This is a genomic window from Labrenzia sp. R5_0, from assembly GCF_017743835.1.
Lineage (GTDB): Bacteria > Pseudomonadota > Alphaproteobacteria > Rhizobiales > Stappiaceae > Roseibium > Roseibium algicola.
This window is the reverse complement of sequence record NZ_JAGHRK010000002.1, coordinates 486013-511741: the sequence shown is the minus strand read 5'-3', so window position 1 is coordinate 511741 and position 25729 is coordinate 486013. Positions and strand designations below refer to the sequence as shown.

Below are 25729 nucleotides of genomic sequence, written 5' to 3'. Positions count from 1 at the left end.
GAGCGGCGTGATTGCCTCACAGTGTCTTTAAATAGTCCTGAAATTCCTTGCCCGGCTCCTTCGGAAACCGTGTGTCGGTGATCGCAAATGATGTGATGCGATCGAGCCGGAAATTCCGGAAGCCATTCCGTACTTCGCACCACGCAGTCAGCACCCAGACACTTTCGAAGGCGGTCAGTCCCAGCGGGCGGGTGAGGCGTTCACTGACGCGGTCTTGCAGGTCGCTGTAGCCGAGTTGCACCTTGCGCCGTTTGCGGATGGCATCGCGCAGCGGAGACAGGGCGTCATGTCCTTGTGCCGAGGAGGCCTTGCCGACCGCAAGCAACGGACGGTTCAGCGAGCGTTCGCCTTCGGACAGAACAGCTCCAAGCTTGCCGAGCACCCGCTCGGCCGTTTCACTCATGGTTTTGTCGCCACGTGCCTTGACCATGCGAATGCCGAGAAGGATGACATCCAGCTCGTCCGGATCGAACTGCATTGGCGGCAGAAAATAGCCGCGTTCAAGAACGTAGCCGACACCGCCTTCACCGCGAATGGGCGCGCCCATCGCCTTAAGCGTGGCCATGTCCCGATAAATGGTGCGTTCCGTCACGCCCAGCAGCTCCGCAAGCATGGCGGCCGGAACGGCGCCTCTGCGGCTGCGCAGGGTATCCAGGATGGAAAACAGCCTGATGGTTCGCATGGGGTTCGGTCTCCAGCAGGTTTCTGCAAGGCGCTCGCTGCGGTCCAGTTTCTGGCGACCATAGACGTATCCCCCTGACAGAAACTGTCTCTGACCTCTTCTATAGAGCTGGCAGCAGAAACACGGAAGGACATCTCATGCTGCGAAAAGAACTGGGACCGATGAAAGTGATGGGGTTTGCCCGCTACGAGGCGAAACCAGGCGTTGGCGCGCCGGAACTGATAGCGGCCGCCCGCCTGTGGCAGAAGGAATTCCTGAGCAACCAGCCGGGCATCGCCTTTCACTGCTTCTTAGGCAATGCAACAGGCGGTTATGCCGATGCAATTCTGGCAAGGGACGAGGCCAGTTTCGCAGCCATGTCCGAGGCGCATATGCAGGCTGCGTGCTCAAGGGCATTCATGGAACTGCTGGAGCCCGGCAGCATTCGCCTGTGTCTCAACCGTCTGATGAAAGACCTCACAGCGGTGCCGGACGGATTTTCCGCGATCGAATTCGGTACCTTTCGTCCCAGGAACGACGGCAGCTTTTCAGAAGAGGCGCTGATGGCTGCGTCCGGACGGATCGAGAGGGAGTATCTTGCTCCGTTGCCGGAAACCAGGGCGCATCTGATGGCGAAGGCAGGGGAAGATACCTATTCGGAGATCTGCTTTGTGGAAACGGAAGGTGCTGCCAGGGAGATCTGCGGAGGCTATGTGTCGAACGCGGCCTGTGCGCCGCTTTTGAACCTGTTTGATCCCGCCAGCGTCGATCTGGATTTCTGGCACGTGCTTGCCTAAGCCGGCAGGCAACCTTTTTACCTGAGCCGGCAGGCGACCTATTCGCCTGACGGTCTAGCTATTGTACCCGCGTCCGTCCGAGGCCCTTGCCAGTTTCTGGCCGCGTTTGGCCTCGCGGCGGACCGTGTAGATCGACGCGGCGATGATGACGGCAGCGCCCACCAGTGTTTCCACACGCGGCCACTGGTGGAACACCAGCGCACCGAAAACGGTGGCATAGAGCAGCCTGGTGTAGTCCAGCGAGGCAATTGCGGTGGCTTCGCCGGCGCGGAATGCCTGGATATTGGCCATCTGGGCTGCCCAGGACACGATGCCGATCCCAAGAAGAATTCCCCATTGTGCCAGGGTCGGGGTCTGCCAGGTCAGGATGGCGGGGATGATCATGATCAGCCCGACGCCGAAAGCCTGGTAGGTCAGGATGGTGACCGGGGGATCGGTGCGCGTCAGCAGGCGGACGACAATCATCACCAGGCCGGCGCAGGCCGCTCCGGCGATGGCGAGCAGCGCAAAAGGATCGATCAGCCCGTCGCCTTGCGGGCGAAGCATCAGAACAACCCCAAGAAAACCGACGATGGTGGCACCCCAGCGGTGCACACCGACCGTTTCACCCAGCAACCAGATGGCGAAGATCGTGAGGAAGAACGTCTTGGAGAAGCTGATTGCCGTGGCATCGGCCAACGGCAGTTCGATGACGGCCGTGAAGCCGCAGAGCATGGCGGTCGCGGCAACCACGATACGGGTCAGCTGAAGTCCGGGACGTTTTGTTGCCAGGGAGGTCGGCAATCCGCTGAGGATTTTCGGGGCAACGATGGCAAGCATGATGCCCTGGCGGATCACCAGGATCTGGAACACCGTCAGGTCCTTGCCGAGCAGCTTGATCAGGGTGACCATGATCGAGAACAGAAAGGCGGCCAGAAGGATCCAGAGCGCGCCGATGGTGTTCGACGGCAGGTTCTCCGTCAGGCTGGTCACCTTGCGCCGAAGACGGTTGCCGGTTGCCTCGGAAGGCTCCGGCTGTTGGGTGGGCATGTCCATCGTGAATCCTTGCCGGAGGGTATGCGGATGCGGCGGCGCATTTGGGCCGGAGCACAGGCAAGACTCGGATAAGGCTGTTTGTTGCAGTTGAAACAAGCTTAGCGCTTTTCGCTGAGAAGGAAAGAGGGCGGCTGTTTGCTATCGCCAGCAGATGCAATTTAAACTGCGCCGAACGGGGAGGACATCCATGGAAAAAATCCAGACGCAAGGCGTGCATCACATCACTCTTGTCGGGGCCGACAGGCAGACTTCCATCGATTTCTGGGAAGGGCTGCTGGGAATGCCTTTCGTGTTCGAGCAGCCCAATCTGGACGATGAAAACCAGAGCCATCTCTATTTCGATCCGGGCGACGGCCGTCTCATCACGATCTTCACCAACGAAGACCGAAAACCGGACCCGGAGCCGGCTCCCCAGACAATCGGCTGCGTTCATCACCTGGCACTTGCCGTATCGCAGGCAACCTTTCGGCAGATTGCCGAGCGGCTTGATGCACGCGGCATATCGCACAGCGGTCCGAAGGATCGCGGCTTCATGGATTCCATCTATTTCCGTGACCCGCTCGGGCTGCTGATCGAACTGGCCAGCTATCGCTTCGTACCGCCGGAAGGCGTCGCCATGGGCGAGGTCATGCTGGAAGCACACAAGATCCGGGTGGCGCGGGGTGACTACAACATTCAGGAAGTCCATCTTGCCGATGCCATCGAGCAATTGACGCGCGAAACGAGGCGCAGCCTGTCTGACGACCGGCGCCCGAAGAACCCGTACAAGCGGTAGGGCGTCATCCGGGTGTTGCACCTGCCAGACGTTCTTTGCACTCGCTCGCAAATTCGCTTGCGCGCCGATGTGAATCATGATGATGAGCTGCGTCCGAAATCTTGTTTTCAGACCGGACCGCAACCTCAGTTGCGCTCTCCGGCGGGCCATGCAATGCTCGGTTAACAAGGTCGTTTGGGAAAGGCCCCAGCAAGGGGGCTCCAGGGTTTTTTTGAATGACAATGGCTAAGAAGGGGCGTCCCTTGGCCGCTGCCGATATCATCGGCTGGCGTGAAATCGTGAGCCTTCCCGAACTGGGCGTTTTCGATATGCGTGCCAAGATCGACACCGGCGCACGCACCTCGGCGCTCCATGCCGAAGAACAGGAAGTGTTCGAACGCGACGGCCGGACCTGGGTACGTTTCCGGGTGCCTGCCTCGCGTCATCACAGCGATTTCCGGGCGGAGGTTCCGGTTCTGGACGAGCGCAACATCAAGAACACCAGCGGTGTTCCCGAGCGGCGCATTGTCATCCGGACGTTACTTCATCTTGGAAAACATCACTGGCATGTGGATGTGTCGCTGGCGGACAGGTCGAACATGGGGTTCGACATGATCCTCGGCCGGACGGCGATCAGGCGGCACAACGTGCTGGTGCATGCCGGCCGGTCTTTCCTGGCGGGAAAGCCCGCGCTGGCAACAAAACACTAAGCTGCGCGTTTACGTGGCAGGAAACAATCACTGAAAATTCGGTGTCGCAACACCGGTCGGAACGAGGCTGAGACCGAGGGACTTGAACCAATGAAAATTGCTATGATGGCACGGAATCCCGAGCTCTATTCGCACAAGCGCCTGAAGGACGCTGCCGAGGAGCGCGGTCACGAACTGGAAATCATCAACACCCTGCGCTGCTACATGAACATAGCCTCGCGGCGGCCGGAAATTTATTACAACGGCAGCAAGCTGACCGGCTTCGACGCGGTTATTCCGAGGATCGGCGCATCGGTCACTTTTTACGGTCTGGCCGTGTTGCGCCAGTTCGAGATGATGGGCGTCTACCCGCTGAACGAATCCGTTGCCATCGGACGGTCGCGCGACAAGCTTCGCTCGATGCAGCTGCTTGCCCGCGACGGGATCGGCCTGCCGGTAACGACCTTCGCCCACGATCCGAAGATGACCGAGGAAGTGCTGGCGACCGCTGGCGGTGCGCCGGTTGTGATCAAGCTGCTGGAGGGCACGCAGGGCATCGGTGTGGTTCTTGCCGATACGGAGCGCTCTGCCAAGTCGGTGATCGAGGCGTTTCGCGGTGCCAATGTGAACATCCTGGTGCAGGAATTCATCAAGGAAGCCGGCGGCACCGACATCCGTGCGCTGGTGGTTGGCGGCAAGGTGATTGCGGCCATGAAGCGGACGGGTGCGGAGGGCGAATTCCGTTCCAACCTGCACCGCGGCGGCAGCGCGGCCGCCATCAAGATTTCTCCCGAGGAACGTTCGACCGCCATTCGCGCGGCAAAGACCATGGGGCTGAACGTCTGCGGTGTCGATATGCTGCGGTCCAACCATGGCCCGGTGGTGATGGAGGTCAACTCCTCGCCCGGGCTGGAGGGCGTTGAAAAGGCAACGGGTATTGATGTTGCCGGCAAGATCATCGACTTTATTGCCAAGAATGCCCAGGTTGGCAAAACCAAGACCAAGGGACGCGGTTGACCACAAAAGTGAAAGCCTTCGAGATCGGCGACCACAAGATCGCACCGGGAACCCGGCGTACGATCGATCTGCCGGTCAGCGTGCTGTCGGACCACACGCCCGTGACGATGTCCGTGCATGTCCTGCATGGAAGCAAACCCGGGCCGGTCATGTTCGTCAGTGCGGCCGTGCATGGTGACGAGGTCATCGGTGTGGAGATCGCACGCCGTGTCCTGAAAGCGCCACAGCTTGAAATCCAGGAGCTCGACAAGCTGAAGGGTACGCTGATGGTCATCCCGATCGTCAACGCGTTCGGTTTTCTGAACCATTCGCGCTATCTGCCTGACCGGCGTGACCTGAACCGCTCGTTCCCCGGTAGCCTGCGCGGCTCGCTGGCCGGGCGGCTGGCGCATCTTTTCATGAGCGAGATCGTCAACCGGTCTGATTATGGCATCGACCTGCATTCGGCGGCCATTCACCGGACCAACCTGCCGCAGATCCGCGTTTCGCCTTCACGGGCAGACACGCTGTCGCTCGCGAAAGCTTTCGGTGCTCCGGTCATCCTGACTTCCAAGGTGCGCGATGGGTCGTTGCGACAGGCCGCACAGCTGAAGGGAACCGACGTCCTGGTGTTCGAGGCGGGCGAAGGCCTGCGGTTTGACGAAATGGCGATCAGGGCCGGCGTTTCCGGTGTCTTGCGCGTGATGCGGTCCTTGAAGATGTTGGGAGCCAAAGGCATCACGCGGCCAAAGGCCCGTTCGATCCTCAGCAAGACGAGCTACTGGGTCCGTTCGCCGGCCGGTGGATTGTTGCGGCCGTTCAAATCGGTCGGCGATGTTGTCGAACCCGGTATGCTGCTTGGCATCACCTCTGATCCGTTCGGCGAGAAGGAACGGAACGTGCTGGCCGAACTGGGTGGGCTCATCGTGGGCAGAACCAACCTTCCGGTGGTCAACGAAGGGGACGGGCTGTTTCATATCGCCGAGTTCAACGAACGATACGACGCTGAAACGACCCTCGACAGCCTGGCTTCCCAGCTTGAGGCCGATCCGCTGTTCGACGAAGACGAAATCATCTAGAGGCGGCTTGGTTTCGGCGTTTCTCCACGTGTACAGCAGCTCACCCACCTATCGCATGCTTCAGGGGAGGGACTGGCTCGTGTTGATGGATGGGCCACTGGCACCGAATGAGCAAGCCGTCTCAGCCCCCACAGCTTGCCCGGAAAAACAATTGTGCGAAGCAGAATTGTCCAAACCTCTGGCCACGTCGGCTTTCGGGCACTATGTTGAACAAAACCGGCGCTCCCGGCGCGTGGATATTTCCCAAGGGAAAGTCTTCCCAAAAAAAGCAGGTCCAGATTCATGAACCAGATGGTCACTCCGAAGTTCGGTGTTGGCGCCCCATTGCGCCGCAAGGAAGATGAGCCGCTCATAACGGGCAAGGGCATCTATACGGGCGATTACATGCCGGAAGGCTGCCTGCACGGGGTCGTCGTTCGGTCCGCCATGGCGCATGCGCGCATCAGCCTTGGAAATGTGGACGAGATCCGTGAGATGGACGGTGTCCGGCTGGTGCTCACCGGAGCCGAGCTGGAAGGTCGGACGATGCCTTGCCGGGCGCGTCCGAAGCAGATCGACGGCTCCAATTTCGCAGCGCCCGATCAGCCTGTCCTGTGCTCCGACGAAGTACGCTATGTGGGCGATGCGATTGCCTTTATCGTCGCGGACGATGTCAATGCAGCCCGGAATGCCGCCGAGATGCTGGAAATCGACTACGACCCGCTGGACGTTGTCGTCGGGATCGAGCAGGCCCTTGCACCGGACGCCGTGAAGGTCTGGCCGGAGTTCGGCACCAACGTTGCCTTCACATACGGTCAGGGTGATCAGTCCAAGACCGACGCTGCCTTCGAAAAGGCTGACAAGGTCGTTTCCATCGACGTCGTCAACAACCGGATCGTCGCCAACTACATGGAGCTGCGCGGCTGCGTTGCCGAATTCGACGCTGCGAGTGATCGGTTCAAGCTGACGGTCGGCACCCAGGGCGGTCACGGACTGCGTGACATCATCTGCAGCATTCTGGATCTGGAAGCTGACAAACTGCAGGTGATCACGCCGGAAGTCGGTGGTGGCTTCGGTACGAAGATGTTCTGCTACCGCGAATACCCGCTGAGCATGGTCGCGGCTCGCGAACTTGGACGGCCAGTGCGCTGGACGGGTGAGCGCATGGACCACTTCGTGACGGATGCGCATGGCCGGGACAACGTCACCCACGCGGAACTGGCGCTGGACGCCGACTGCCGGATCCTGGGGCTCAAGGTGCACGTCAAGGCTGCCATGGGTGCCTATCTGCACCAGTTCGGCCCGTTCATTCCCTTCGTCGGCACATCGATGACCTCCGGTCTCTATGACATTCCGGCCGTCTTTGCGAAGGTCGAGGGCGTCTACATGCACACGGTGCCGACGGATGCCTTCCGCGGCGCGGGCCGTCCGGAAGCTGCCTATCTGATCGAGCGTCTGATCGAGAAGGCGGGAGAGGAAACCGGTGTCGGATCGGTAGAGATCCGCAAGCGCAATTTCATCAAGCCGGAGCAACTGCCTTACACGACCCAGACGGGGCGAATGTACGACACCGGCGATTTTTCCGGCCATCTGCAAAAGGCGCTGGAAGTTGCCGACTGGGACGGCTTCAAGGCCCGGCAGGACGACAGTGCGAAGCACGGCAAGTACCGCGGCATCGGCATCTGTTCCTATATCGAGGCCTGTGCCTTCCCTGGCAGCGAGGAAGCCACCCTTGAGCTCAACGACAAGGGTACGTTGACGTTGCTGATCGGTACGCAGACCAACGGCCAGGGCCATGCGACGGCCTACAGCCAGGTGATCGCGGAACAGTTCGGCATCTCCATCGAGGACATCGACGTTATCCAGGGCGACACCGACCGGGTGCGCAAGGGGGGCGGAACGGGTGGTTCGCGCTCCATCCCCATCGGCCTGCCGTCTGTCCGCGATGCGGGTATTGCGCTGGTCAAGAAGGTGAAGGAACTTGCCGCTGACCGGCTTGAGGCCGGGATCGAGGATCTTGAACTCGACGGTGGCATGGTTCGTGTGGTCGGAACCGACCAGCAGGTGACACTAGCCGAGATTGCAGCAGGTGCCGGGGAAACCCTGACCGCCCGCGAAGAGGTCAATCAGACTGAGGCGACCTATCCGAACGGCACCCATGTGTGCGAGGTGGAAATCGATCCGGATACCGGTGACGTTGCCATCGTCAACTACGTGATCGTCGATGATTTCGGTGTCACGGTGAACCCGCTTCTTCTGGCCGGTCAGGTGCATGGCGGTGCGGCCTCCGCACTCAGCCAGGCTCTGTGCGAACAGACGATCTACGACGAAGACGGCCAGCTTCTGACGGCTTCGCTACTCGACTACCGCATGATCCGTGCGGCAGACCTGCCGGACATTCACTTCGAGACCCGCAACGTTCCATCGACCACCAATGCCATGGGCATCAAGGGCGCGGGTGAAGCCGGAACCATCGGCGGCTGTGCATCGGTCATGAATGCCGTGCAGAAGGCGCTGAAGGACGGAGCAGGGGTCAGTGAGCTGATCGACATGCCGGCAACCCCGCTTCGCGTGTGGGAAGCCATCCAGGCAGCAAAGTAACGGAAACTGAAAAAGGCGCCCTTTCGAGGCGCCTTTTATCTTTCAGGCAGCAAGTTGACACCGGTAAAGCCCGGTTCTCAAGATTGTGTCTGTGGTTTCTTTTAAATAAACGTATGAATTATCCGGTTCTTGCCGCAATCTTGCGGTTCATCGGTGCGTGGCGCGAATCCTTCCGCTTCAAGAAATAGGATCCTCCCGTTGTTTCAGTCCTTCTTTCCCAAGCCCAAACTTTTCTTCCTGTCTGCCTTCCTCTGGTCACTCGCCGCAATCCTTGCCTGGTACGGGTTTGCTGAAGGACTGACAGAAACACTGGGCTTCGGCACGCCGCCACAGGGTGAGCAGCCACCCATCGGGCTGCCCTATTTCGTCACACCTGATTTTCTTTGGTTCTATATCTATTACGGCATCTGCACGCTGCTCTTCGGCGGTTTCTGGTGGATGTTCTCTCGCGACCACCGCTGGCAGATCTGGTCGATCTGGGGCTCGTCCCTGATCATTTTCATGACCTACTACAGCGTTCAGGTGTCAGTCGCGATCAACAACTGGCGCAGACCGTTCTTCGATACGCTGCAAAACGCGCTCAATGGAGAGGAAAGCGGTGTCACCGCAGCAGACTTCTACAACCTGATGCTGATCTTCGCGCAGATTACATCGGTCTGGGTCATTCTCTACATCTTCACGCGCTTCTTCGTCAGCCACTACGTCTTCCGCTGGCGTACGGCGATGAACGACTACTACGTCGAAAAGTGGTCGAATGTGCGCCACATCGAAGGTGCCTCGCAGCGTATTCAGGAAGACACGATGCGCTTTGCTTCCATCATGGAAGGGCTTGGCGTTGCATTCATCGACTCGATCATGACACTGATTGCCTTCTTGCCGGTGCTGTTTGCGCTTTCAAGTCACGTCTCGTCCCTGCCGATCGTAGGCGAAATTCCAGCGCCATTGTTCACCGCGGCAATCATCTGGTCGCTGTTTGGGACGGTTTTGCTCGGCCTTGTCGGCATCAAGCTGCCCGGACTGGAGTTCCACAACCAGCGCGTTGAGGCAGCCTACCGTAAGGAACTTGTGTACGGGGAAGATCATGAAGATCGCGCCAATCCGGCGACCTTGCGCGAGCTGTTCGGTTTTGTCCGTCAAAACTATTTCCGGCTCTACTTCCACTATCTCTATTTTAACCTGGCCCGCGGCATTTACCTTCAGTCGGACAACATCTTCTCCTATTTCATCCTCATTCCGACGATTGTGGTGGGCAAGATCACCTTTGGTATCGTGCAGCAAATCCTGACGGCCTTCAGCCAGGTGTCCTCGTCCTTCCAGTTCCTGGTGAATTCCTGGACGACGATCATCGAGCTCCTGTCCATCTACAAACGTCTGAAAGGCTTTGAGGTCTCCATTGCCGAGCGGGAGCTCGCGGTTGCCGGCGGCACCACTCCTGAACCGGGGGCGCAAGCTTAAGGTCAGGTCTGCGCAAGACGTTCAAGCCAGTTTTCTGTCCCGGCGGTTCCGCGGTCCGACGCACCGCCCGTGGCTTCATGAAGAGCGCCGGGCCTGGAAGTTGTCATGGCGTTCTTGAGCCAGAAGTCCCGTTTCTCCGGACCTCCGGCGCCTACCGGGATGACCCGGCAGGCACCTCTTATCGGAATATCGCTGAAAGTGGCCTCCACCATGGTGTTCTTCGTCATGGCAACGGCCCTCAAGATCGCCGCCGAGACGGTGCCGATCGGTGAGCTTGTGTTCGCACGGAATTTCTTCGGGCTGTTTCCGGTGCTGATCATGGTGGCGATGCGCCGGGAGTTGGGGCTCGCCTTTCGAACGGCCAACCCGCTGGGACATCTTACCCGGGCGTCCGTCGGCCTGACGGCGATGGTTTGCGGCTTCACCGCGTTGTCTCTGCTGCCCTTGCCGGATGCGACGGCGATCGGCTTTGCATCGCCGCTCTTCGTGGTGGTGCTGGCGTTTCTGCTCCTTGGCGAAAAGGTGCGGGTCTATCGCTGGAGCGCAGTCGGTGTCGGCTTTGTCGGCATTCTGGTTGTGCTGTCACCGCATCTGGGTGACGCGGAGTTGGACAGCAACTCGATGATCGGGGCCCTGATCGGCTTGACAGGAGCTGGCTTTGCCGCGCTCGCCATGATCACCGTGCGCAAGTTGTGCGAGACGGAGCGCACGTCCACGATCGTTACCTGGTTTGCGGGCATGTCGTCCGTCCTGTCGCTGCTCACGCTGCCGCTGGGCTTTCTGCTGCCGGGTCAGGCCTGGATCATTCCGAACCTGCCCACGGCAGGTCTGCTTCTGCTGATCGGCCTTGCGGGCGGTGTCGGCCAGATCCTGCTGACGCAGAGCTACCGGTTCGCGGATGCCTCCACCATTGCCCCGTTCGACTATGTCAACATGCTGTGGGCGATCATTGTCGGTTGGGTGGTGTTCAGCGAAACGCCTTTGCCCGCTGTGGTGCTGGGGGCGCTGATCGTGATTGCCGCCGGTATTTTCGTCATCTACCGCGAGCACAAGCTCGGGCTGGACCGGACAAAGGCACGCCGGGCGTCATCACCCTCGCGTTCGTAGGGGGGGAGGGAGAGACAAGAGGGCAGGTCCCGCTGTCTTCCCCGTCATTCCGGACAAGCACAGCAATGCTGTGCGCAGATCCGGAATCCAGCACTTATTTCGCGCCTTAGGCGCGGCATTACACAAAGAGAGAAGAGTTCGCTTTGCTCACGCTGATGCGCTGGATCCCGGATCGGTGCTCGGCTTTGCCTCACTTGTCCGGAATGACGGTGAATGCGGGTGGTTTCCGAAATCGGCCTTACTGGGACTTGTATTCGAACCGCTCGACAGCGCTCTTGGTGCCGTCTTTGAAGATCAGCTGCACGCTGATCGACTGGGCCGAACCCAGGGGCAGCTCCAGATAGGGCTTGTCCTTCAGAACGACATTCTGGTTGTCCGGGTCACAGGCTTCCAGTTGCCATTCCTGCTCAATCGGGTCGTCGTTCAGTCCGTAGAAGACATAGTCGATGCCGCACTTCCAGGATTCCAGGTGGGTGAAATAGATCAGCTCCTGGCCCTGCCAGTCGCGGAATGACACCCAGTTGGCCTTGGTCAGGTCCAGGATCTGCTTGATCTGCTCCGGTGGCATGCCTTGCGCGGACGCGGTCGAGCCGATCGGAGCAAGAGCGAGGGGCAGGCAAAGGGCGGCGATTTTAATGAGTTTCATGGAAATTTCCGGGTCTGAGTTCAGAAGGCCTTGAAGGTAATGATGGTTTTGGTGTCCTGAATGCCGTCGATCGGGTGGACCTTCTCGTTCACGAAGTGGCCAATGTCCGAGCCGTCGTCGACATAGAATTTCACCAGAAGATCGTAGTCGCCGGAGGTGGAGTAGACTTCGGACGCAATTTCCGCATCGGCGATCGCATTGGCGACCTGGTAAGTCTTGCCCAACTGGCATTTGATCATCACGAAAAACGGTACCATGGGGCGCTCCGGGCAGTTGGTGTTTGAAGGGGGTGAACGTGTCACCTGAACCATCAGCCGGGCTGTTCGGTCAGCCAAACATGCCGGGCAACAGATTCACGAAAGCAGACTAGGACATCGCCTATCTCCTCCCGCCAGTCAATTGCCGAGTAGCCGCTCTGCACAAGCCGGGTCTTGCAATCGCACGGCCGGCTTGTTAGCAGTGCAATCATCTCATGGGGGTGCCCGGCCATCCTGGACCGGGCTGAGAGGCGGCCTGCCAACTCCTTGAACCTGATCCGGCTGATACCGGCGGAGGGATTTGAGATCATGATGCACACACCACTCCCTTCAACACGTCCTTTCCGGAATACCGGCAACGGGCTTTCTGTCGCAGGAGAGCCGTCATGAGCCTTTCCGTCGCTGCTTCCACGCAGGCCCTGAGCGCCGAACAGGTCTTCACCCTTCTGGAAAGGGTGCGGCAGAAAACGCCGCGCGTTCACGCCGTCACAAACGCGGTCGCCCAGAGTTTCACCGCCAATGTGCTGCTTGCGCTCGGCGCCGTTCCTTCCATGACCATCGCGCGGGAGGAAGTTGCGGCCTTTGCCGGCGGGGCTGATGCGCTGCTGGTGAACCTCGGCACCCTTGACGAGGAACGTCGTGCGGCCATTCCGCTAGCGATCGAAGCTGCCAGGACTGCCGGACGTCCGGTTTGTGTCGATCCGGTTTTCGTCAACCGGTCTCCCGTGCGCTGCGCCTATGCGCGCGACCTGCTGGGCCTCAAGCCGGATCTGGTGCGGCTCAATCCGGAAGAACTCACCGCTCTCTTGCCGGAGCGGGCGGATGCCGATGCATTGATCGAGGCCGGTACGGTTTTTGCGGTTACCGGCCCGGAAGACAGGGTCGAGAGCCGCGGCGAGGATTTCCTGCTGCGCAACGGCGATCCACTGATGTCACGCGTGACGGCCACCGGCTGTGCCGGCGGTGCTGTTCTGGCAGCGTTCCTGAGCATCGAAAAGGACAGGGCGCTTGCAGCTGCTTGCGGACTGTCCGTCTTCAACATTGCCGGCGAAATCGCGGCCAGCCGGTCAGGCGGGCCAGGCAGTCTGGTGCCGGAGTTGCTCGACGCACTCTATTGCCTGACTGACCGCGACATTGAAGCCCGTCTCAAGACCGGCTGACGCAGCCTTTTCGGCATCTACTCCCAGGAGGTTCCTATGACCGCAATTGCGGTAACCATTGCAGGATCGGATTCCGGCGGCGGAGCCGGCATTCAGGCTGATCTCAAGACCTTTTCCGCAAACGGCGTCTTTGGTGCCAGTGTTATTGCAGCCCTGACGGCGCAGAACACGCTTGGCGTCAGCGCCATCCATGATGTGCCGCCGGAGTTCGTGCGGGCCCAGATGACGGCCGTCTTTTCCGACCTTGCCGTCAAGGCGACAAAGATCGGCATGCTGTCGCGTGTCGATACGATTGAGGTGGTAGCTGAAGGGCTTCGTGCACATGAGACTGGCCCGGTTGTGCTTGACCCGGTGATGGTGGCTGCCTCCGGTGACCCGTTGCTTGCCGACAGTGCGGTCGACACGCTGATTGCCTTGCTGCTGCCGCTGGCCGATATTGTTACCCCGAACCTGCATGAAGCTGCCCGCATGTTGCAGGGCGACGTCGCCGCAGACGAAACGCAAATGCAGGCGCAGGCAGAAGGTCTGCTCGGTCTTGGAGCCAATGCGGTTCTGCTCAAGGGCGGGCACGGGTCTGGCGCGAATAGCGCTGATCTGCTTCTGGATCGCAACGGCAATGCGGTCTGGCTCAGGTCAGAGCGGATCAAGACCGACAACACGCATGGCACCGGTTGCACCCTGTCATCCGCGATTGCCTCGGGTCTCGCCAAGGGGCAGGGCATGGAAGCGGCCGTCAGGTCCGCAAAGTCCTATATTCAGGCCGCCATCGCTGCTGCCGACACGCTTCACATCGGCAGTGGTCATGGGCCAGTCCATCATTTCCACGCGTTCTGGAGCAAGTGAGATGACCGATCAGCCAAAAACCGAAACCGGACGGATCAGCCGTCGCGGACTTCTGGGGGCTTCCGCCGCCGCCGGTGCAAGCGCGTTGGCCGCCCCGGCGGTGGCGCAGGAGCAGGCGACGCTGGAATGGAAGATGGTCACATCCTGGCCAAAGAACCTGCCGGGGCCCGGGGTCACGGCGCAGCACATTGCGGACAGGATCGAGCTGATGTCCGGCGGTCGCCTGCGCGTTCGGCTTTATGCTGCAGGGGAACTGGTGCCGGCTCTGGGCGTGTTCGAGGCCGTCTCGGCGGGGACGGCGCAGATGGCGCACACGGCCTCGTTTTTCTGGCAGGGCAAGATCCCGGCTTCGGTCTATTTCACCGCCATCCCCTTCGGTTTGCTGCCGCATGAGCATATCACCTGGATTGAGCAGGGGGGCGGCCAGGCGCTTTGGGACGAGCTTTATGCCCCGTTCGGACTAAGGCCCGTAATGGCCGGCAACACCGGCGTCCAGATGGGTGGCTGGTTCAAGCGCGAAATCAACACTCTTGACGATCTCAAGGGGCTGAAGATCCGCATGCCGGGCCTTGGCGGCGAAGTGATGCATCGGCTTGGGGCGACGCCTGTCAGCCTGCCGCCTGCAGAGTTGTTCCAGGCGTTGGACAGCGGCGTGCTGGACGCTACCGAATTCCTGGGTCCCTGGTCGGACAGGGCAATGGGTTTCCAGAAAGCAGCCAAGTCCTACTACACGCCGGGGTTCCATGAACCCAACGGCACCGGTGAAGCGCTGTTTAACAAGGTGGCGCTGGAAGGTCTGCCGGAAGACCTTGGCGCAATCGTTCTGGAGGCCTGCAAGGCAGAAAACGGCCGCTCGCTTGCAGAAAGCGATTGGGAGAATGCAGGCGCACTGAAGCTCCTGCAGGAAGAGGACGGCGTTACCGTCCGTCCTTATCCGGACGACGTTCTGGATGCTTTGCGGGAGACTTCGGCAGTCGTGCTGTCCGAGTTCGCGAGCAAGGATGCGCTTAGCCAGAGGATCTACGACAGTCATATGGCTGCGCGGGCACGCCTTGCCCCCTGGAGTGACGTTGCCATGCGTCGCTTCCTCGAAGCTCGCGACAGCTAGGCTTGCCGCTTGAGGTCGCAAACAAGGAATGGAGTGCGGTCCTGGACCATCTCTTTCTGCGAGCCGGTGCAACCCACCGGTTCGCAGCTTGCAACCTGCCTTGCCGGAGAAGCTGTAATTGGCCGGACAGTGGCGCTGCGCCTGCTGACAAACTTCCTGACAAAAATTCAATTTCGAAAGGAAAGGCTACCGCGCAACGGTGTGCCGACGCGATTTCCGTTAGGAAAGGTGATTGGCGTTTTTACCAAGGAATATCAAGGAACTTGTCCTACAAAAGATCCACATTCCGTCACGAAACCTGTGGCAAAGCCGCAACGATTCACCGTTAAATTACGTTATCGGAAACTGACATTTCGGGTGCCTGTTTTTTAGGCAAATGTCTGAAAGTGTGTCGGTGCGATGACGAAGAGACTCTGAACCTGTCGTTTTTGAAGTGTTTTGAATGTCTACGCAGCAATACCTACCAGAAAAGCCGCGCATTTCGCATTGCAGCATGAAAAAACGACCGCATAACTGACGTAAATATTCAGTTGAAACGGACGGCATTCTCCTAAAACCCTGTCTCAGGTTGTCATCAAGCATCCGGTGGCTAGGGGATGGGAGGAAACTCAATGCCGTGGGTAAACAAGAAATCAGTTCTACTTGCTTCTACAGCTGTAGCTCTATCAATGGTTGCAGGTTCTGCGTTCGCAGGTGGGTTCGCACTTAGAGAGCAGAGTGCCTATTATCAAGGAATGTCTTTCGCGGGGAACGGAACGACGGGTGAGTCCATCTCCTCGATGTTCTGGAACCCGGCAACGCTGATTGGTGCGGGCAAAGGGCTTACGATTGAATCGCACAGTTCTTTCATCATGCCTGAGTCCGATATCGACGGAACCTTTACGCCCGGAGCACTGACAACCGTCAATGGTGCGACCAGCAGCACAGCGGGCAGCGGCGACATTGCATCGGATGCCTGGGTACCGTCCACCTACACAGCTTACCGCTTCAATGATCAAGTGGTGTTCGGCCTTGCCGTCAATGCGCCGTTCGGGCTTAGCACCAAACCGGAGCAGAACTGGGCAGGCCAGTATTATTCCCGGTCATCCGAAGTGTTCTCGGTCAACGTTAATCCGGCCATCGCCTATCAGATCAACGACATGTTCGCTGTCGGTGTCGGGGTCCAGGCGCAATATCTGCAAGTCCGGCTGAAATCGGCCTATCCGTTCTCCACCTCTGCGGCGACGACCGAGTTCAAGGGGGAAGGCTACGGCATTGGCGTCACCGCGGGCCTGACTGTGCGGCCTTGGGAGGGGACCGAGATCGGTCTTGGCTACCGGTCCGCGGTCGCCAACAATCTCGACGGGTCCTACATCAACCCGGGCGGGCGCTTTTTTGCCGGCATGACCCCGGTTTCCTTCGCGGGCAATCGTGCAGGCATCGAGGCGACAGTCGTCACGCCGGAAACCGTTACTCTGTCGGCAAGTCACCGCATCAACGATACCTTCAAGATCGCCGGTACGGTTGAATGGACCAATTGGTCCCGCCTGAAGACAGTTCATCCGAGCAGTGATGGCGGCACGGCAACCACCAATCCGACGGGTTTGCCAAACCTGGAATTCAACTACGACGACGGTTGGTTCTTCTCGGTGGGGGGCGAGTACAACTGGAACCAGCAGGTTACCCTGCGTGCAGGTGTCGGCTACGAGCTTTCGCCGATCGACGAGGCCATTCGTTCCACGCGTTTGCCGGACAACGACCGGCTGTGGTTGTCGGCCGGTATGACATGGTCTCCGTCGGACAATCTCGCTTTCGACATCGGCTACTCACACCTGATACCAGCCGACACCAAGATCGATATCTCGGGTAACCACCAGGACTACAATTCCAATATCGGTACATACACAGGCAAGGTCGACAGCCAGGTGAACATCATCTCGGCCGCGCTCAGATACACCTACTGAGCGGAAATCCGCTGATAAAAACAAACAAGGCCGGGGGAAACACTCCGGCCTTATTTGTTTCGGCAGGCCCTTAGAACGCCGCCGGATAGAGCCCGCCATCCATCAGGATGTTCTGGCCGGTGATGTAACCGGCGTGGCGAGAGCACAGGAAAGCGCAGGTCTGGCCGAACTCCTCGGCTGAACCAAAACGTCTTGCCGGGATTTCCGCTGCCTGTGCCGCCCGGACATCCTCGATGCTTTTGCCTGACTGCTGCGCGGCGCGCTCGAAGCCGCCTTTCAGACGGTCGGTGTCCATCTTGCCGGGCAGCAGGTTGTTGACCGTCACGCCGTGGGGGGCAAGCTGGCGGCAGACGCCGGCCAGGAATGCCGTGAGCCCCGCCCGAGCACCGCTGGACAGATCGAGACCTTCGATCGGCATCTTTACCGAAAGCGAAGTGATGTTGACGATGCGGCCGAAACCGCGCTCCTTCATGCCGGGAACAACCGCCTGGATCAGCTCGATGGGGGTGACGAAATTCTGCACCACACCTTCCATCAGCGCTGCACGGTCCAGCTCGGAATAGTCGCGCCGGGGTGGGCCACCGTTGTTGTTGACCAGGATGTCCGGGTCCGGGCAGGCCGCCAGAAGCGCTTCTTGACCTTCCCGTGTGGAAACATCCGCTGCGATGGCGGCAACGCTCACGCCGAAGCGGTTCTGCAGCAGCGTGCGGGTTTCTTCCAGAACCGTTTCGTTACGTCCGTTCAGGACTATGTCGCAGCCTGCTTCCGCCAGTGCTTCGGCGCAGCCCTTGCCGAGGCCGCGGCTTGACGCACAGATGATTGCCTTTTTGCCCTTGAGGCCGAGGTCCATGAACGTTCTCCTTGATGCAGGTTGGACATGCTTTGTGGCTGGCAAAACCCGATGCTGTCAAATGCCGTCAGGGACATATGGAGCCGGTCAGCATCCGGCAAGATGTTCGTGAAGCAACGGAATGAAGTGAAGGAGGCCAATACCCGATCCGTGCCGGTGTTAATCATTAAGCTGGAAAACAAACAGCCCCGGGGAAGTCACGCCGTTTGTCATAATAGTGATACTTGAATCGCGTCTATAGCGCTCCAAAGGGAATTTGGAGAAGTGCTATGTCTACCGCTGAGGTATCGCGGCATTACCGGGCCTTGTTTATTTCCGACGTCCATCTTGGCACGCGCGGTTGTCAGGCGGAGATGCTGCTGGACTTTCTGAAGGACAATGAAGCCGAGACCATCTACCTGGTCGGCGACATTGCCGATGGCTGGCGTCTGCGGCGGTCCTGGTACTGGCCACAGCTTCACAACGACGTGGTGCAGAAGATCCTGCGCAAGGGGCGCAAGGGAGCCCGGGTCATCTATATTCCGGGAAATCACGACGAGTTTCTGCGCAGCTTCCTCGGTACGCATTTCGGCGGCGTCGAAGTGACCGACAGCATCATTCACGAAGCTGCCAACGGCAAACGCTACCTGGTCATTCATGGTGACCAGTTCGACGTGGTGATCCGCCATGCCAAGTGGCTGGCCTTCTTTGGCGACAAGGCCTATGTGACCGCGCTCGGCGTCAACACCTGGCTCAATGTGGTCCGCCGCCGTCTCGGTCTGACCTACTGGTCATTGTCCGCCTGGGCCAAGTTGAAGGTCAAGAACGCGGTCAGCTTTATCGGACGTTTCGAAGAAGCCCTGTCCGACGAGGCGCGCCGGCAGGGCGTCGATGGCGTCATTTGTGGTCATATTCACCACGCCGCGGACCGTGATATGAACGGCATTCACTACATCAACACGGGTGACTGGGTGGAAAGCTGCACTGCGGTTGCCGAGCACCACGATGGAACATTTGAGGTGATCCGATGGGTGGACCGTACCCAGGAGGAGGCCGTGCCGGCGAAAGCCAAGGAAGCACCGGTCGCCGCATGAGTTCCATTCTGATTGTGACGGATGCCTGGCATCCCCAGATAAACGGTGTGGTTCGCTCGCTGGAGCGCACAGCCGAAGAACTCGAGAAGATCGGTGTGCGGGTGGAATTCCTGACCCCTCAGGAATTCACGACGCTGCCGTGTCCGACCTATCCGGAAATTCGCCTGTCGTTGACCCATCGCGGCATTGTGCGTCGGAAGATCGAGGATTACGGCTGCGAGCATCTGCACATTGCAACGGAAGGCCCGCTCGGGCTTCTGGCGGCAAGCGTCGCCAAGAAGGCTGGGCGTCCGTTCACCACGAGTTACCACACCCGGTTTCCAGAATATGTTTCAGCCCGGCTGCCGGTTCCGCTGACTTGGTCCTACAGCTGGCTGCGCCGGTTTCACAATTCCGGCTGCGGCTGCATGGTCGCAACACGGTCGCTGGAGCAGGATCTGCGTGACCGTGGTTTTACCAATCTGATGCGCTGGTCGCGCGGTGTGGATGAGCAGCAGTTCAAGCCTTACGAGGGTTCCGTTCTGCCAGCCGACCTGCCGCGCCCGGTGTTCATGTATGTCGGCCGGGTCGCAATCGAAAAGAACATCAAGGCGTTTCTGGATCTCGACCTGCCGGGATCGAAAGTGGTGGTCGGTGGTGGCCCGCAGCTCGACAGTCTGCGCCGGGAGTACCCGGGGGTGCATTTTACCGGTTCCAAGGTGGGCGAAGATCTCGCAAGGCATTATTCCGACGCGGATGTCTTCGTGTTTCCCTCACTTACCGACACCTTCGGCAACGTTATGCTTGAGGCCCTGGCCTGCGGCGTGCCGGTTGCCGCTTTCCCGGTAATGGGCCCGCTCGACGTCATCAGCGATACGGGGGCGGGTGTCTTGTCGGAAGATCTGCGCGAAGCGGCTGAAGCCGCGCTGGATATCCCACGCGAACATTGCCGCACGATTGCCATGAACTACACCTGGGCGGCCAGCGCACGTCAGTTCCTGGACAATTGCATTGAAGCCCAGGACATACACAACGCCCGTTCGACGCAGGGAAAAGCCGCCGAATAAGGCGGCTGCCCTGATGTGCGATGATGTTGCGCAGTGCGGCAAACGAAATTGACACCAAGACAAGTTCCCGCTGGAACTGCCCGCTTTCCTGTGAAAACACTTGCATCGAGACCCGGCCCTGAAAGGGGCCGAGGCATTGCCTTGTACGCTTCTGCGGCAGGCCTCCAAGCAGTTGTTTGACGTTTAGAGCGAGTTCCGATGACGAATATGCAATCGCTGCCTGTGTCTGAAGCAGGTTCGAAGTTGGCTGGTAAAACCGTTTCCATAGAGGATGTTGAAGCCGCAGCGGAGAGGATCCGAAGCGAGGCGCTGGTGACACCGCTCCTGAGGCATCCGTTGCTGGATGAGGTAACCGGGGCAACTGTCGTCGTGAAACCGGAAAACCTGCAACGCAGCGGCTCGTTCAAGTTTCGCGGCGCCTTCAACCGCCTCAGCCTCATCCCGCCGGCAGACCGACCCAGGGGCGTTGTGGCGTGTTCGTCCGGAAACCACGCGCAGGGCGTTGCTGCAAGCGCGCAGCTGCTCGGCATGCCCGCAACCATCGTCATGCCGTCGGACGCTCCAAGGATCAAGCTGGAGCGCACACGCGGCTACGGGGCGACCGTCATCACTTACGATCGTGAGACCGAAGACCGTGACGCGATTGCAGGAGACCTGTGTTCCAAGTCAGGAGCGACGTTTGTCCACCCCTACAACGATGTCGGTGTTATCGCAGGGCAGGGTACAGTCGGACTGGAGATGGCAGCCCAGGCAGCTGCGCTGGGCCTGCATCTGGACGATGTGCTCGCCTGTACCGGCGGTGGCGGATTGTCCAGCGGCATTGCCCTGGCGCTGGAAGCCAAGTCGCCCGGTACGGTCTTCCATACGGCTGAACCGGAGCTGTTCGACGACTACAAGCGCTCGCTTGACGCCGGTGAGCGGCTCTCCAATGCCGTAAAGACCGGCTCTGTCTGCGATGCGCTCCTGTCTGATTCGCCGGGTGATATCGGCTTTTCAATTCTAAGCCGCGTTGCGGGCGAAGGCGTGACTGTCACGGACGAGGAAGCTCTGGCTGCCGTCGCCTTTGCGTTCACCGAACTGAAGCTCGTCGTTGAGCCCGGCGGAGCCGTTGCACTTGCAGCACTTCTGGCCGGAAAGCTGCCTTTCAAGGGCAAGACCGTCGGTATCGTTTTGACGGGCGGAAACATCGATCCACAAATGCTAAAGACTGCGCTTTCCCGTTAACGCGCCTTTAGGGGGCTACCCGCTAGAGCGGTTCCACAAGCATGGCTTGCCGAAGTCGGGTGGAGGAGACCGGACCAGGCAGTCCTGTTTGCCTTTTCGTCGGGACGGCGCGAACAGGGCTGCTGAAAATTGAATTCCAGCGTGGATTGCCAGGCAACGGCGCCGCGTCTTCTCCTTTCATCACCTGAACATTGCCAGCGTACCGATGCATCGAGCATGGCGCGGAACGCCTTGTTGTGCCTTTCAACAGCCCACTTGGGTTCGCGAGGGAACAGGTGACACGTGCTTTATTGAATCAGGATCTCCTGCCTCTTCACTGAGAGGCTCGGAGGTCCGGCAACTGAAGAGCGATCAGCTCACGGGCCCGTCAAACCGGACCTCCATCGGCTGATCCAAGAGGCATTCATGCAGACAAACACCTTGAAAGATCGGCTGAAGTTTTTCCGTTTCACGGACGAGGATCGGGCTGTGGCCCAGTCCATGTGGCCGGCAATCAAGGAAGCCTTGCCGAGCGTTCTGGACGGGTTCTACGCACACGTTAAAACCGTGCCGCATCTGGCGGCACTGGTCGGCAACCAGCAGTCGCGCCTGGTGAAGGCACAGATGAGCCACTGGGAAGGGCTGTTTGCAACGGGCCCGGATGAAGCCTACCACGAGCGCGCTGTGCAGATCGGCCTCACACATGTGCGGATCGGCCTCGATCCCAGCTGGTACATCGGTGGCTATTCCTTCGCCCTCACGCAACTGACGGAGACGGTCCTGAAGAAGCGTTTCATGTCGACGGGCAAGCGCGTTCGGGCCATGCAGGTGATGACGAAGCTGGTCATGCTGGACATGGATGTCGCGATCTCCACCTATCACGAGAAAATGGTGGCAGACGCCGTCGGACGCGAGACTGAACTGAAGGCTGCTATCCAGGAATTCCAGGGCGTTCTGGGCGGTACTGTCGGCACGCTTGGCGCGGCATCCGAACAACTTGAAGTGTCTTCGGGCAGTCTGCGCCGCGAGACGGGCTCCATCGGAGAGCGGATGGTCAAGATGGACAACACGTCTGCCGAAACCGCAAGCGGTGTCCAGTCAAGCGCGACGGCAACGGAGGAAATGTCCGCTTCCATCACCGAGATCGGTCGCCAGGCAGGCCAGTCCCGCGAGATGGCGCTGAAGGCGGTGGAAGGTGCACGCAGCACAAACGACTCCGTGACGAAACTTGCCGGCTTCGCGGATCAGGTCGGATCGGTGATCGGGCTGATCTCTGAAATTGCCGAACAGACCAACCTGCTGGCACTTAACGCTACCATCGAAGCGGCGCGTGCCGGAGAAATGGGCCGCGGATTTGCGGTTGTCGCAGCCGAAGTGAAGGAACTCGCCAGCCAGACCACCAAGGCGACGGAAGAAATCACCGAACAGGTCGCCAGCATTCAGCAGGCGACCAGACAGTCTGTGCAGGATATCGAAGGCATCACCTCGATAATCGGTGCCCTGTCCGAAATCGCGACCGGCATTGCCTCCGCGGTTGAGCAACAGGCGTCGGCAACGGCAGAAATCTCGGCCAACGTCCAGATCGCTGCACAGGGCACCCAAGCCTTTACCGACGAGATTACCGCTGTGCGTGGGTCGGTCGAAAATGTCGAGGGAGCTGTCGGCACCATTCAGGACATGTCGACGGCGCTGAAAGACCAGGCCGGCCAGCTTGGCCAGCAGGCGGAACAGTTCTTCGCCAAGATCAATTTCGGCCGCTGACCACCAACTGGCACACGTGCCAGCCGACCGCCACCTTGCTGTCCCGGCCTTGCGCCGGGACCTCGGAGGCAAAGGGTATTCCGCTCGCGCGCCCCGGCTCTGCGAACCCGGAAATCCGTAGCGTTCTATCTGCAAGAATCGATAGGAGAGGCAACAAAAAAAGGCGCCGCAACGGGCGCCTTTTTCGAAAATCCTGCCGGATGCAGACTTAGTTGAAGAGTGCCTGGCGCTCGGCTTCGGACAGCTGCTTCAGCGGATCTTCGCCATCTTCTTCACTGACTTCCTCGGTCAGCTCCCATTCGGCGTCGGCCTCGGCTTCGTCTGCCGCTTCATGAGTGCCACCACCCACTTCGCTGTCGAACAGGCGTTCGATGGCAGCTTCGTCCAGAGTGGCGTCCGGGTCGGCACCGGCGAATTCGTCGTCTACTTCCTCGTCGTCGGCAGCAGGAGCGGAGGCGAACATGTCGTCGATAGCGGCAGCGTCCATCGGCTCGTCACCGCCGGCCATGATGGCATCGACGTCGGCTTCGCTTGCCATGATGGCATCAACATCAGCTTCGCTGGCATGCTTCGGAGCTTCTGCCGGGGCTGCTTCCGCGCCGGTTTCCTTCAGTGCGGCGTCAAACACGTCGTCGCTGACGGACATCAGCTCATCAACGTTGTTCTGGGAAACGCCGCCCGCAAGCTGCGGGCCGTTCAGGAGATGTGCATCCGGACGAGTGTCGACCGGGCCAGCCGTTGCTTCGGCTTCCAGCTCCTGGATGCCCCAGATGTTGATCATCAGGTTGATGCGGCTTTCAAGATAGCGCAGTACCTGAACAACCTTGTTGGTCCGCTGGCCGGTCAGATCCTGGAAGGAACAGGCCATGAAGATTTCGGTCGCCTTGGCATCGATGTCGTCGCACACGGCATCGTCCGCACCATTCTCGCGCAGGACCCAGGCCTTCTCCTGAATCTGCTCTGCAGCTTCCAGAATGGATTGGGTCGCGCCTTCGGTCTGGGTGACGATGGCATCGAGTTCGTGAGAGGCGTCGACAAAGCGGTTGCTTTCCTCGCCTTCCGCCTTGATGTTGGCAATCTCGGCCTTGGTACGCTCGATAGCCTCGTGCATGTCGGCAATGTCGAGACGGATCTTGTCGAGATCCGGCACCTTGCGCTGCCGGGTCATCATTTTCTCTAGCCGGCCAATCGCGGTCAGGATCTCGGTGGTTTCCGGGGTCTTGTTGCGATTGAGAAACTCTTTCAGAAACCTGCGCCCGCGATCGGACTCCATCAGGGTCTGTTCGAGAGTCTGGTATTCGGCTTCGCCGATCAGCTCCGGCTGTTCCTGTGCTGCTTCCGCTTTCATGTGGACGCGAATCTCAACTTGCCTAAGGGTCGTTTATTGCCGTAACACGGACAACTTCGCCCCCAAGGTAAGGCGGAAAACGTTAACATCCTTTTAGGGCGCTACTTCGCCCGGTATCCCATGTCGCTCGACCGTTCCAGTATCAGCAGCCGTGTCTCGGCCCTGTTCGCCAGCCATTTCTTCGGCGTTGGCCTGTTTCTGCCGTTTATTCCGGTCGTGCTCGGGTTTCGCGGGCTGACAGCGGCTGAAATCGGATTTGTTCTGGGGATAGGCACGATTGCCCGGATCGCGGCAAGTCCGCTTCTGTCGAATCTCTCCGACCGCACCGGGCAGCGCCGTCTGTCGATCCTGATCTATTCGCTGGCCGCCGCGTTTTTCATCGGGCTCTACTTTCTGCCGTTAGGGCTGGTGTTCCTGTCCGTCGCGGTGATCGGCTACATGGTCATGAATGCGCCGGTGGTGCCGCTCAGCGATGCCTATGCGCTGGATGTCCAGCGCAATACGGGAGCGGATTACGCCCGCATGCGGCTATGGGGTTCAGCCGGTTTCGTGTTTGCCAGCATCTTCGGAGGTTCGTTGGCTGCGGAAGGTACGTCCTGGCTCATCGTGGTTGCCGTCGGCCTTGCGTCCCTGGCAACGGGTGCTGTTGCCATGTCGCTTCCCCGGCAAAAACGTGGTGAAACGCCTTCCGAAGCGGCTGACGGGACTTCGGACGACCACAAGGACGCGCCGTTCAAAAGCGTCTGGTTCTGGCCGTTGTTGATGGTGCTTGGATTGTACCAGGCGAGCCATTCAGCCTTTTACGGCTTCGGGACGCTCTACTGGCAGGCGATGGATGTGCCTGACTTTGCGATCGGTCTCTTGTGGGCGACGGGTGTTGCGGCTGAAATCGCCCTGTTCACGGTTGCCGGAAAACTGGCGCAACGGTTTGATCCGCCAATCTTTCTGCTGGCTGCCGGGGTGGCGGCAACCTTGCGTTGGCTGCTGTTCCCCTTCGCCGACACGCTCCCCGCCATGGCTGCCTTGCAGACTTTGCACGGCCTATCTTTTGGCGCGGCCCATCTGGGGGCCGTCGCGATCCTTGCACGGGTCGTGCCGAGCCGTTGGGCGGGAACGGGGCAGGGGCTGCTAGCGACTTCCGTGGGCATCCAGATGGCGATCGGCCTCAGCATTTCCGGCGCCATTTACGAGATCAATCCGGACTGGCCCTTCTTCGTGATGTCCGTGGTTGCGGCAATCGGCACGCTGTTGACACTGGCGATGACGCCAATGCTGCGAAGTCGAATGGCGGCGGAGTGAGGTTGGGGAATTTCCGTATTCTCCCGCTGAAGAGGGATT

24 protein-coding genes and 1 riboswitch are annotated in these 25729 nt (G+C 59.7%); of the genes, 18 read left to right on the top strand and 6 right to left on the bottom strand.

The features are described 5' to 3' along the window. Positions 1-16: 16 nt before the first annotated feature. Entirely contained in the window at positions 17-682 is a 666-nt protein-coding gene (locus J7447_RS11200; protein WP_075284104.1) for a YafY family protein, read from the bottom strand. A gap of 137 nt (positions 683-819) precedes the next feature. Between J7447_RS11200 and J7447_RS11195 the strand changes: the two genes are divergently transcribed. Next, complete coding sequence (locus J7447_RS11195; protein ID WP_286189121.1) at positions 820-1458, top strand: hypothetical protein; 639 nt, start codon at positions 820-822, stop codon at positions 1456-1458. Between the two features lie 54 nt (positions 1459-1512). On the opposite strand, the gene J7447_RS11190 is transcribed toward J7447_RS11195, so the two are convergent. Continuing rightward, complete coding sequence (locus tag J7447_RS11190; RefSeq protein ID WP_208993892.1) at positions 1513-2487, bottom strand: DMT family transporter; 975 nt, start codon at positions 2485-2487, stop codon at positions 1513-1515. Between the two features lie 193 nt (positions 2488-2680). On the opposite strand from J7447_RS11190, the gene J7447_RS11185 reads away from it, so the two are divergent. The 7 genes from J7447_RS11185 to J7447_RS11155 all read left to right on the top strand — a co-directional run bounded on the left by J7447_RS11185 (position 2681) and on the right by J7447_RS11155 (position 11153). Further along, entirely contained in the window at positions 2681-3268 is a 588-nt protein-coding gene (locus J7447_RS11185; protein ID WP_062488229.1) for a VOC family protein, read from the top strand. Positions 3269-3483: 215 nt separating this feature from the next. Next, positions 3484-3957 (top strand): RimK/LysX family protein, encoded by a 474-nt coding sequence (locus J7447_RS11180; protein WP_208984212.1) that lies wholly within the window; start codon positions 3484-3486, stop codon positions 3955-3957. Positions 3958-4047: 90 nt separating this feature from the next. Beyond that, the gene (gene rimK, locus J7447_RS11175; RefSeq protein ID WP_006932769.1) at positions 4048-4953 is read left to right on the top strand and encodes a 30S ribosomal protein S6--L-glutamate ligase; all 906 of its coding nucleotides are present in this window, start codon (positions 4048-4050) and stop codon (positions 4951-4953) included. Continuing rightward, positions 4950-6011: a succinylglutamate desuccinylase/aspartoacylase family protein gene (locus J7447_RS11170; protein ID WP_023000635.1), complete on the top strand. Its 1062-nt coding sequence runs from the start codon at positions 4950-4952 to the stop codon at positions 6009-6011. Before rimK ends, J7447_RS11170 begins: the two co-directional genes overlap by 4 nt. Positions 6012-6293: 282 nt before the next feature. Further along, positions 6294-8591: a xanthine dehydrogenase family protein molybdopterin-binding subunit gene (locus tag J7447_RS11165; RefSeq protein WP_055655322.1), complete on the top strand. Its 2298-nt coding sequence runs from the start codon at positions 6294-6296 to the stop codon at positions 8589-8591. Between the two features lie 198 nt (positions 8592-8789). Beyond that, positions 8790-10046, top strand: coding sequence for a peptide antibiotic transporter SbmA (sbmA, locus tag J7447_RS11160; protein ID WP_023000637.1), 1257 nt, complete (start codon positions 8790-8792; stop codon positions 10044-10046). A 105-nt stretch (positions 10047-10151) separates the two neighbouring features. After that, on the top strand, positions 10152-11153 hold the full coding sequence (locus J7447_RS11155; protein WP_286189120.1) for a DMT family transporter: 1002 nt from the start codon (positions 10152-10154) through the stop codon (positions 11151-11153). A 238-nt stretch (positions 11154-11391) separates the two neighbouring features. Here J7447_RS11155 and J7447_RS11150 read toward each other — a convergent pair whose 3' ends face one another. Next, positions 11392-11799: a hypothetical protein gene (locus J7447_RS11150; protein ID WP_023000640.1), complete on the bottom strand. Its 408-nt coding sequence runs from the start codon at positions 11797-11799 to the stop codon at positions 11392-11394. A 20-nt stretch (positions 11800-11819) separates the two neighbouring features. Continuing rightward, positions 11820-12056 carry an Lrp/AsnC ligand binding domain-containing protein gene (locus J7447_RS11145; RefSeq protein ID WP_023000641.1) on the bottom strand — a complete coding sequence of 79 codons (237 nt, stop codon included), beginning with the start codon at positions 12054-12056 and terminating at the stop codon, positions 11820-11822. Between the two features lie 207 nt (positions 12057-12263). Then, positions 12264-12374: riboswitch (TPP riboswitch) on the top strand. Positions 12375-12442: 68 nt separating this feature from the next. On the opposite strand from J7447_RS11145, the gene J7447_RS11140 reads away from it, so the two are divergent. The 5 genes from J7447_RS11140 (at position 12443) to J7447_RS11120 (ending at position 17110) form a co-directional block, all read left to right on the top strand. Then, positions 12443-13216, top strand: a complete 774-nt coding sequence (locus tag J7447_RS11140; protein ID WP_209169626.1) for a hydroxyethylthiazole kinase — start codon at positions 12443-12445, stop codon at positions 13214-13216. Between the two features lie 36 nt (positions 13217-13252). Then, entirely contained in the window at positions 13253-14059 is an 807-nt protein-coding gene (gene thiD, locus J7447_RS11135) for a bifunctional hydroxymethylpyrimidine kinase/phosphomethylpyrimidine kinase (protein ID WP_209169625.1), read from the top strand. Position 14060: 1 nt separating this feature from the next. Then, the gene (locus tag J7447_RS11130; protein WP_209169624.1) at positions 14061-15167 is read left to right on the top strand and encodes a TRAP transporter substrate-binding protein; all 1107 of its coding nucleotides are present in this window, start codon (positions 14061-14063) and stop codon (positions 15165-15167) included. Positions 15168-15200: 33 nt separating this feature from the next. After that, a complete protein-coding gene (locus J7447_RS11125; RefSeq protein WP_209169623.1) occupies positions 15201-15539 on the top strand; it encodes a hypothetical protein in 339 nt (112 codons plus the stop codon). Positions 15540-15763: 224 nt separating this feature from the next. Continuing rightward, complete coding sequence (locus J7447_RS11120) at positions 15764-17110, top strand: OmpP1/FadL family transporter (RefSeq protein WP_353608255.1); 1347 nt, start codon at positions 15764-15766, stop codon at positions 17108-17110. Between the two features lie 70 nt (positions 17111-17180). On the opposite strand, the gene J7447_RS11115 is transcribed toward J7447_RS11120, so the two are convergent. After that, positions 17181-17960: an SDR family oxidoreductase gene (locus J7447_RS11115; protein ID WP_075284099.1), complete on the bottom strand. Its 780-nt coding sequence runs from the start codon at positions 17958-17960 to the stop codon at positions 17181-17183. A 269-nt stretch (positions 17961-18229) separates the two neighbouring features. Between J7447_RS11115 and J7447_RS11110 the strand changes: the two genes are divergently transcribed. The 4 genes from J7447_RS11110 to J7447_RS11095 all read left to right on the top strand — a co-directional run bounded on the left by J7447_RS11110 (position 18230) and on the right by J7447_RS11095 (position 23043). Continuing rightward, a complete protein-coding gene (locus J7447_RS11110; RefSeq protein WP_209169622.1) occupies positions 18230-19033 on the top strand; it encodes a UDP-2,3-diacylglucosamine diphosphatase in 804 nt (267 codons plus the stop codon). Beyond that, the gene (locus J7447_RS11105) at positions 19030-20079 is read left to right on the top strand and encodes a glycosyltransferase family 1 protein (protein WP_023000649.1); all 1050 of its coding nucleotides are present in this window, start codon (positions 19030-19032) and stop codon (positions 20077-20079) included. The genes J7447_RS11110 and J7447_RS11105 overlap by 4 nt, the downstream gene beginning before the upstream one ends. Before the next feature lie 198 nt (positions 20080-20277). After that, complete coding sequence (locus tag J7447_RS11100) at positions 20278-21303, top strand: threonine/serine dehydratase (protein ID WP_023000650.1); 1026 nt, start codon at positions 20278-20280, stop codon at positions 21301-21303. A 405-nt stretch (positions 21304-21708) separates the two neighbouring features. Continuing rightward, complete coding sequence (locus J7447_RS11095) at positions 21709-23043, top strand: globin-coupled sensor protein (RefSeq protein ID WP_209169621.1); 1335 nt, start codon at positions 21709-21711, stop codon at positions 23041-23043. A gap of 208 nt (positions 23044-23251) precedes the next feature. Here J7447_RS11095 and J7447_RS11090 read toward each other — a convergent pair whose 3' ends face one another. Beyond that, positions 23252-24391 (bottom strand): protein phosphatase CheZ, encoded by a 1140-nt coding sequence (locus tag J7447_RS11090; RefSeq protein ID WP_209169620.1) that lies wholly within the window; start codon positions 24389-24391, stop codon positions 23252-23254. A gap of 120 nt (positions 24392-24511) precedes the next feature. On the opposite strand from J7447_RS11090, the gene J7447_RS11085 reads away from it, so the two are divergent. Next, entirely contained in the window at positions 24512-25690 is a 1179-nt protein-coding gene (locus J7447_RS11085; protein ID WP_209169619.1) for an MFS transporter, read from the top strand. Positions 25691-25729: the final 39 nt, after the last annotated feature.

Coding starts and splice junctions, on each gene's coding strand:
- J7447_RS11200 (WP_075284104.1), bottom strand. CDS start 682: ATGCGAACCATCAGGCTGTTTTCCATCCTGGATACCCTGCGCAGCCGC.
- J7447_RS11195 (WP_286189121.1), top strand. CDS start 820: ATGCTGCGAAAAGAACTGGGACCGATGAAAGTGATGGGGTTTGCCCGC.
- J7447_RS11190 (WP_208993892.1), bottom strand. CDS start 2,487: ATGCCCACCCAACAGCCGGAGCCTTCCGAGGCAACCGGCAACCGTCTT.
- J7447_RS11185 (WP_062488229.1), top strand. CDS start 2,681: ATGGAAAAAATCCAGACGCAAGGCGTGCATCACATCACTCTTGTCGGG.
- J7447_RS11180 (WP_208984212.1), top strand. CDS start 3,484: ATGACAATGGCTAAGAAGGGGCGTCCCTTGGCCGCTGCCGATATCATC.
- rimK (WP_006932769.1), top strand. CDS start 4,048: ATGAAAATTGCTATGATGGCACGGAATCCCGAGCTCTATTCGCACAAG.
- J7447_RS11165 (WP_055655322.1), top strand. CDS start 6,294: ATGAACCAGATGGTCACTCCGAAGTTCGGTGTTGGCGCCCCATTGCGC.
- J7447_RS11155 (WP_286189120.1), top strand. CDS start 10,152: ATGGCGTTCTTGAGCCAGAAGTCCCGTTTCTCCGGACCTCCGGCGCCT.
- J7447_RS11150 (WP_023000640.1), bottom strand. CDS start 11,799: ATGAAACTCATTAAAATCGCCGCCCTTTGCCTGCCCCTCGCTCTTGCT.
- J7447_RS11145 (WP_023000641.1), bottom strand. CDS start 12,056: ATGGTACCGTTTTTCGTGATGATCAAATGCCAGTTGGGCAAGACTTAC.
- J7447_RS11140 (WP_209169626.1), top strand. CDS start 12,443: ATGAGCCTTTCCGTCGCTGCTTCCACGCAGGCCCTGAGCGCCGAACAG.
- thiD (WP_209169625.1), top strand. CDS start 13,253: ATGACCGCAATTGCGGTAACCATTGCAGGATCGGATTCCGGCGGCGGA.
- J7447_RS11130 (WP_209169624.1), top strand. CDS start 14,061: ATGACCGATCAGCCAAAAACCGAAACCGGACGGATCAGCCGTCGCGGA.
- J7447_RS11120 (WP_353608255.1), top strand. CDS start 15,764: ATGGGAGGAAACTCAATGCCGTGGGTAAACAAGAAATCAGTTCTACTT.
- J7447_RS11115 (WP_075284099.1), bottom strand. CDS start 17,960: ATGGACCTCGGCCTCAAGGGCAAAAAGGCAATCATCTGTGCGTCAAGC.
- J7447_RS11110 (WP_209169622.1), top strand. CDS start 18,230: ATGTCTACCGCTGAGGTATCGCGGCATTACCGGGCCTTGTTTATTTCC.
- J7447_RS11105 (WP_023000649.1), top strand. CDS start 19,030: ATGAGTTCCATTCTGATTGTGACGGATGCCTGGCATCCCCAGATAAAC.
- J7447_RS11100 (WP_023000650.1), top strand. CDS start 20,278: ATGACGAATATGCAATCGCTGCCTGTGTCTGAAGCAGGTTCGAAGTTG.
- J7447_RS11095 (WP_209169621.1), top strand. CDS start 21,709: ATGCAGACAAACACCTTGAAAGATCGGCTGAAGTTTTTCCGTTTCACG.
- J7447_RS11090 (WP_209169620.1), bottom strand. CDS start 24,391: ATGAAAGCGGAAGCAGCACAGGAACAGCCGGAGCTGATCGGCGAAGCC.
- J7447_RS11085 (WP_209169619.1), top strand. CDS start 24,512: ATGTCGCTCGACCGTTCCAGTATCAGCAGCCGTGTCTCGGCCCTGTTC.